Source organism: Enterobacter sp. 22466, from assembly GCF_052044775.1.
In the GTDB taxonomy this organism is placed as follows: domain Bacteria; phylum Pseudomonadota; class Gammaproteobacteria; order Enterobacterales; family Enterobacteriaceae; genus Enterobacter; species Enterobacter dissolvens.
Map to the genome: position 1 here is coordinate 1368147 of NZ_JBQENX010000001.1, position 6473 is coordinate 1374619.

A 6473-nucleotide genomic window follows, 5' to 3' on the forward strand; every position below is an offset into this window, starting at 1 on the left:
CTGTTTTCACATAACAGTTTTTACCTGGATGCAAGAAGTTATCTTATGACGTTACTTTTACGACAAGCAACATCAGCAGATTCAGTATTACTCAGTGAACTGGGCTATCGCATCTATTCCGCGCACTTTAAACATCTGTGGAAGTCGGAATCAGAGCTGAGCGATTTTCTGGAATCCGAATATTCCGTTGCGGCGATAGAACAGAGTCTGAGAAAGAGCGACACAAGCTGGTATGTGGCGGACCTTGATCAACCGATTGGTTTTATGAAACTGACATGGGAAGCCACAATCCCTGATACCGACATCAGCGGTGTGCTTCTTAACAAACTCTATCTTGATCCGACCAAGACGAGTAATCACTACGGTCAGAGCATGTTTAGCAGCGTCATCGAACTTACCCGCAGTCATGGCAAAAAATTTCTGTGGCTCGAGGTGCTTGAACAGAATGAACGTGCCCGGCGATTTTATGAAAAGCAGGGGATGCGGTTTATCAAGGATACGGTTTTCGATACAGCGTCGCAGCGGAGTGTATTGAAGATCATGGGGATGGGGTTATAGCTTTCCTTTGCTTATAGGGGGCGTTTCGTCTTCGTCAGACAGGGATTATCGGTTTAAAAAGAGGGATGGTACGTGAAACCCTATTACGATGAGCGTCGGTCAGGTAGTCCGTTCTTCTCTCTGTACGGTGCCAGAAGCGGACGGCAGGTCCAATTAATATAATCAGCGCAATGCTTTTGAGAAACAGGCGGCTTCTGTCCTGCCTATGTAAGGGCCGTAATTCTCAATGCGGTGATAAGCATTTTTCTCGTAGAAATTTACAGCCCGATGATTGATGTGTCGGGTTTCAAGTCTGAGTTCGCTATACCCCATCTCTTTTGCCGATGTTTCAAGAAAAGTGAGTAAAGCATCTCCAATCCCTGGCACACTTCTGTCTGAAAACATTCTTTTAAGCTCGGCTATTTCTGGCGTCAAGGGGCGTATAGCACCGCATCCTATCGCTTCGCCATGGGTATTCTTTGCCAAGACCCATAAGGCTTTGTCATCATTCATTGCTTCAAGGGTGAAATGACTTTTGCCACTATCACCAGTAATAGCGGCAAGTTCTGCTGACAGCATTTCGATTAAGCGACGGGATTCTGCAGAAAATGGATCTGATTTCTCTACTGTGATCATGGACATATCCTGTAATGAGAGTGTGGCCAACATAACGTATCCTGCTAGTAAAAGCATCATCCCGAAACGGGTGATGCGACAATGCAGTTGCCAGACTGTCCCGAGGATATTATGTACGCTTCTCGCTCATTGCGGAGCGGGGGACTTCATGAGATCCGCTCCGTGCCAGGAGCGGACGTTCATATGACCGGGCATTCCCGGTCACCTCCCCCAGTACAATACGGTTATTTTGACGTCAGAAATTCATATTTTTTTATGCCCAGGCTTTTGATATTTCAGATGAACTGGTAACAAAAGCATGTTGAGGTAGAATCTTTTCAAGTAAAAACACATTGGTGTCATGATCTGGATCTGCGCAGCAATCACTCACAACGATAGGGCGATAATCCAGGTCAAACGCTTGCCCGACTGTAGAAAGCACCACACCACTGGTAGTCACACCGGTAAGGATCAGGTTTTCGATGCCCTGAACACGCAGGATCATCTCAAGTTCAGTAAACGAGAAAGCTCCGACTCTGCGTTTAACGATGACGACCTCATTTTCTGCCGGAGCGACATCAGGATGAATAGCCGTGCTCTTGTTGTCCGCTATAAAAATTCCATTCTCTTTAATCGTAGAGAAGATAGTGTTGTTTTTGCTGACCTCTGGATATCCCTTGCGGAATCCGACACTGATATAAATGACCGGAACGCCTGCCGTGCGCGCAGCGGTTATCAGTGATGCGGTATTGCGTATAACGTTTCCAGCGCTTTCTTGCGGGAGGAAATTGTTAAGGATGATCGTCTGAAAATCCATAACCAGCAGAGCGCTGTTTTTACTGATGTTACTGAGTTGATTTGACATAAAATTTGCGAAATTTGCAGATGAAGGATAATGAAGTCAGTCAGCGCGTTGCTGACTGGCGATGTATTTTAAAGTTCCAGGCAGCTCCGGCTAACAGGATGCAGCTGGTTGCCAGGAAGACGGCTCGCATACCGATATGCCCGCCGACAAAGCCGCCAATCAGCGGCCCGATGAACTGACCAGCGAACTGCGCTGCGACGGAATAGCCAAGAATGCTGCCCACCATGCCTTCTGGTACGCGGTGACGTATCACTGCTGCAATACAAGGCAATAAGCCGCCGAGCGCCACTCCCATAAGGAAACGCAGGGCAATCAGTTGCCACCCGGAAGTGACAAATGCCTGGGGGATCAGCAGTAAACCGGCCGCAGTCAGCGCCAGCGTGATAATGCGTAAATGTCCTATCCTGTCCGCCAGTTTTCCAAGCCATGAGGCGGAAATAATGCTGCCAAGCGCCGCTGCTGCCATCACATATCCCGCCACTTTCGTTATCTGAGAAGCGTCGCTGACCAGGGTACGCACATAGACCGTGATAATGGGTTCTATCGACATATTGGCCAGCATCAGCAGCAGACCGGTGCTAAGCATGCAGATAATGACAGTACGGGCAGGCAACTGCGACCAGCTCACTCCCATTTTTGCCACTCCATCCGCAGGCTTATGCACTTCTTCGCGAATGAGAGTGAGGGTCATGATAAAGGACAGAAATATCAGCGCACCGGCACAGAAAAACGTGGTTCGAATACCGATCAGACCAGGGAGCCATCCTCCGGCAAGTGGACCGACAAGATTGCCAGCCATTACACCGGATGAAACAATCCCCAGCGCCCAGGCTGCACGTTCTCTGGGAGCCTGGACTGCGATAAGAATTGTCGCGCCGGATGAGTAACCTCCCGCCAGGCCAACTAACAATCTTAGTCCGACAAGTTGCCATATATTTGTCACCAGCCCCATAAGCGAAACAGTAACCGCCATGCCAAGGCTGGCTCTCACGAGCATCGACTTGCGTCCATATCTGTCACCGAGTTTCCCCCAGACAGGGGCGATCAACCCGGCAGTGATAAACGTTGCGCTGAATGCCACGCCAGACCATTGAACAACCGATGCATGCCCATGAACACCAAGCTCTTCGACATACAAAGGCAGAAACGGCAACATCAGGGTCATTGCAAAGACGGTTGAGAACGAGCCAATGAAGCAAACAATCAGGTTTCGCTGCCAAAAGCTGTTATAAAATTGGATCATAAATACGCTCTTTCTTGGTATACCAAATTGGTATACCATATCGATTATGCATTTTACTGTCAATTTGCGGGGGAACATTGCCGTCATGAGTCAGGCATCTGAGGTTGAAAACCAATTAAGAAAATTGATACTCAGCATGGAGCTGGGTCCGGGAGAACGACTGACCGAGCGCTGGGCTGAAGCAACGTTTAACGCCTCCCGAACGCCTGTTCGAGCCGCATTACAAAAGCTGGAGTCTGAGGGGCTGGTATGTCGTGACGGGTTACGCTGGTTGGTGGCACCGATCGATGTCGCTGAAGTTGAACAGCTGTGTATTTACCGGGAAGTACTGGAAGTGGCGGCACTAAAACTGTCAGCCAGCCAAATGACGGAAGAACAACTCAACGGTCTGGAAACCCTGCTTAAAGAGAAGACTGCTGATGTGTCTGAAGGGATAATGGATGATGCCGGAACACGATTCCATCTGCATCTGGCCCGTCTTTGTCAGAATGCGTTTATCATCGATGGGATAAGTGATGCACTGCGTCGGCTTTCACGGGCAAGATGGCTAGATAAAGCGCCGTCGAACCCCGCCTGGGAAGATCATCGCGAAATATTTGCTGCACTTCGCTCGCAGGACATCGAGAAAGCGGCAGAGTTACTCGTCACTCATCTCCGGGAAAGCCGACTCCGCCTTCTCGACGCTATCAATTCAAGCAGACGTAGCCTGAGGGCGAGAGGGATTGTTATATCCTGATCATGTGGCGAGTTACACAACAGAATAACAAAGGTCGACTTTTCGCTCATAAGGGACAACCATACTCAAATCTCCCACATTGCAGGAGATTTGAGTATGAACACGTCACCGTGGAATAAAGACCGTATCATAGGCCAAAAAAGACCACTTCAGATATCTCATATCTGGGGATCCGAATCCGGCTTGAACTGGAAGGTAAAACGCGTGATTTAGCTCTGTTCAATATGGCCTTAGACAGTAAGCTACGAGGCTGCGATCTGGTGAACCTTAAAGTATCTGATGTTGCATATAGTAGTTCGGTTTCGAGCAGAGCAACGGTGCTGCAACAGCAGCCCTGTGCCAGAAGCGGACGATGTGAATGTTAGAGTTGTAGTGCTTCAAATATCTTATATAAGCACTCCGCACATTCTGTAGATGAACGTGCAGACTACATAAGTTCTGACTTTTACTCGTTCATAATAGGAAGTTTTTTAAGAAACTCTTTAAGATTCCAGGCATCCCACGGCAGATGTTCGGTAATACCGATGATCACAATTTCTGTTTCAGCAGAGACATCACGGATGACTCTTAGCGTCTGAGCAAGATTCAGTTTTCCAACCGGGTACACTGCCTGCCAGTCAAACTCAGGTTCAGGCTCCGCGAATAGCAGCGAATGGAAGACGTCCGGGTTGAGGACATCCAGGTCCAGATGCACGGCAAGTTTGCAGATGTTCTGTTCTTTTATCCAGCGAGTGATCCTGTCACTGTTTTCATAAAGTTCTTCAGGTCGGGCGATCTGCAAACCAAGATCGCTGATAACGGACGATTCCTGCTCAGTCAGCCCTTCTTCAATCAGACCGGCATACATGACGCGCGAGGGTGCTACCGGAGTTTTCACTTTTGAAGCAAACTCCGGATCGCCGCCGCCTAAAAGATTGCCCAGCACCATGGTATGGCCATGGGTAAAATCGCGCGGGGTCTTCACATCGGCGTGTGAATCGATCCACAGTACGCCCATTTCACCATTGTGCCTGGTGTTCATCCAGGCAAACGGAGCCTGGTCTACAAGGCAGTCACCGCGAACACCACGATATGATCCGGTTCTTCTTTTTCCAGCACTGCCCAGGCTTCATCATGCTGGCTGAGTAACTGTCGGCGATAAAGCAGACCCTCTTCAGGCTCATGCGTGTCCGGGTTAAATTCCGGCACGCTGATAGTATGCAGAGAGGAGCATGACTCCGGAGAGAGCCAGTGCAGCAACCGGGCACCAAACCCTTAGAGCTCCTGGTTGCCACCCTGCCACTGTGGAAATAAGATCCTGATGGTTTTTTTCGACTTGTCAGTCATGTTAACTCCCTGGTTTCAGCACAGCTGGTAATAACAATTAAAAACGCTCTTTTTCCTTAATGTCCGCAACCGGCGAAAGAATATCGCCAGGCAGTTCGTGGAGTGGCAGACCGCTGCCGACTTTTCGTGGCCAGTCAGGATTGGCAAGCGCAGCCTTGCCAATGGAAACAAAGTCTGCCCCCATACCCAGAAGCTTTTCTGCCGTTTCACCGTCATCCAGCCCACCGTTAGCAATTATTATGGTCTCCGGAGCGGCTTCACGGGCAAGCTCAACAAGGCTCTTGTCGCTGTTCTCGAATGCAGGTAGCCAGGATTTGTATTCGGTCACATGGATATAGTCCACGCCGGCATCGGCGAGCAGACCGAAGATTTTCCTGGCACCGGCCTCACCTTCTTTCCATTTATGATGAAAATCGTTTACTTTTCCCTGCGAAATCCTGACGCCCAGCGTCTTTTCTGCGCCAATTTTGCCGCGTACGGCACGGATAACTTCCAGCGTAATGGCCAGCCGGTTTTCCAGGGAACCACCCCATCCATCAGTTCGCTGGTTGGTATAGTCTGTCAGGAACTGGTCAAGCAGATATCCGTTCGCAGCATGGATCTCTACCCCGTCAAATTTTGCATCACTGACGGCACGCTCCGCGCTGTCGGCAAAACTGGAGATGATGTCGCGGATCTGCTCTTCACTGAGTGCCCGGGGAGTGCGGTATTCTCCGGAACCATAGTAGAACTCAAGTTGCTGCCCTTTAGGTTGTACGGCGGAAGGACCGGCAGAGCCCAGACGGTAGATATTTTTCTGAGACAATGCGCCGGCATGAATGAGCTGGGCTATGACCCGAGCACCGCTCTGATGCGCTTTTTCGACAATATTTTTCCAGCCGCAGATCTGTTCTTCATTCACGATGCCTGGCTGAAACGCATAGGTCTGTGACCACGCCTGATCAATGTAGATCCCCTCGGTGATGATGGCGCCGAAACCTCCCCGGGCAAAGCGGGAGTAATAATCCTGCATCTTTTCACCTGGTACGCCGGTGTTACCAACGGTGCAAAACTGATCCACCCCAGCGGTTGAAAATTGATCCAGGGGTTAATCTGCTCCTCTGAATACAGGGGAGCTTATGATCACTTTTGAGATTCGTATGGAAATTAAA

7 protein-coding genes and 2 pseudogenes are annotated in these 6473 nt (G+C 49.7%); 3 read left to right on the forward strand and 6 right to left on the reverse strand.

The annotated features are described in order from the left end of the window. The first annotated feature begins 45 nt into the window (after positions 1-45). Positions 46-558 carry an N-acetyltransferase family protein gene (locus ACTJJI_RS06645; protein ID WP_440653523.1) on the forward strand — a complete coding sequence of 171 codons (513 nt, stop codon included), beginning with the start codon at positions 46-48 and terminating at the stop codon, positions 556-558. 162 nt (positions 559-720) lie between these two features. Here ACTJJI_RS06645 and ACTJJI_RS06650 read toward each other — a convergent pair whose 3' ends face one another. The 3 genes and pseudogenes from ACTJJI_RS06650 to ACTJJI_RS06660 form a co-directional block, all read right to left on the reverse strand. Continuing rightward, complete coding sequence (locus ACTJJI_RS06650; RefSeq protein WP_248040966.1) at positions 721-1173, reverse strand: GNAT family N-acetyltransferase; 453 nt, start codon at positions 1171-1173, stop codon at positions 721-723. Positions 1174-1416: 243 nt separating this feature from the next. Further along, a pseudogene (locus ACTJJI_RS06655) lies at positions 1417-2017 on the reverse strand (cysteine hydrolase family protein). 40 nt (positions 2018-2057) lie between these two features. Further along, positions 2058-3260 (reverse strand): MFS transporter, encoded by a 1203-nt coding sequence (locus ACTJJI_RS06660; protein ID WP_440653525.1) that lies wholly within the window; start codon positions 3258-3260, stop codon positions 2058-2060. Positions 3261-3345: 85 nt separating this feature from the next. On the opposite strand from ACTJJI_RS06660, the gene ACTJJI_RS06665 reads away from it, so the two are divergent. Then, on the forward strand, positions 3346-3996 hold the full coding sequence (locus ACTJJI_RS06665; RefSeq protein WP_194516056.1) for a GntR family transcriptional regulator: 651 nt from the start codon (positions 3346-3348) through the stop codon (positions 3994-3996). 96 nt (positions 3997-4092) lie between these two features. Then, positions 4093-4328 (forward strand): annotated as a pseudogene (locus ACTJJI_RS06670) (integrase); the annotation flags it as partial. Between the two features lie 113 nt (positions 4329-4441). Here ACTJJI_RS06670 and ACTJJI_RS06675 read toward each other — a convergent pair. The 3 genes from ACTJJI_RS06675 to ACTJJI_RS06685 all read right to left on the reverse strand — a co-directional run bounded on the left by ACTJJI_RS06675 (position 4442) and on the right by ACTJJI_RS06685 (position 6382). Next, positions 4442-4993 carry an arginase family protein gene (locus ACTJJI_RS06675; RefSeq protein WP_440653528.1) on the reverse strand — a complete coding sequence of 184 codons (552 nt, stop codon included), beginning with the start codon at positions 4991-4993 and terminating at the stop codon, positions 4442-4444. 44 nt (positions 4994-5037) lie between these two features. Continuing rightward, the gene (locus ACTJJI_RS06680) at positions 5038-5235 is read right to left on the reverse strand and encodes a hypothetical protein (RefSeq protein WP_440653530.1); all 198 of its coding nucleotides are present in this window, start codon (positions 5233-5235) and stop codon (positions 5038-5040) included. Positions 5236-5359: 124 nt separating this feature from the next. Then, entirely contained in the window at positions 5360-6382 is a 1023-nt protein-coding gene (locus ACTJJI_RS06685; RefSeq protein ID WP_440653532.1) for an NADH:flavin oxidoreductase, read from the reverse strand. Positions 6383-6473: the final 91 nt, after the last annotated feature.

Excerpts from the sequence above, each read along its gene's own strand:
- ACTJJI_RS06645 (WP_440653523.1), top strand. The coding sequence starts at position 46 with ATGACGTTACTTTTACGACAAGCAACATCAGCAGATTCAGTATTACTC.
- ACTJJI_RS06650 (WP_248040966.1), bottom strand. The coding sequence starts at position 1,173 with ATGATCACAGTAGAGAAATCAGATCCATTTTCTGCAGAATCCCGTCGC.
- ACTJJI_RS06660 (WP_440653525.1), bottom strand. The coding sequence starts at position 3,260 with ATGATCCAATTTTATAACAGCTTTTGGCAGCGAAACCTGATTGTTTGC.
- ACTJJI_RS06665 (WP_194516056.1), top strand. The coding sequence starts at position 3,346 with ATGAGTCAGGCATCTGAGGTTGAAAACCAATTAAGAAAATTGATACTC.
- ACTJJI_RS06675 (WP_440653528.1), bottom strand. The coding sequence starts at position 4,993 with ATGGGCGTACTGTGGATCGATTCACACGCCGATGTGAAGACCCCGCGC.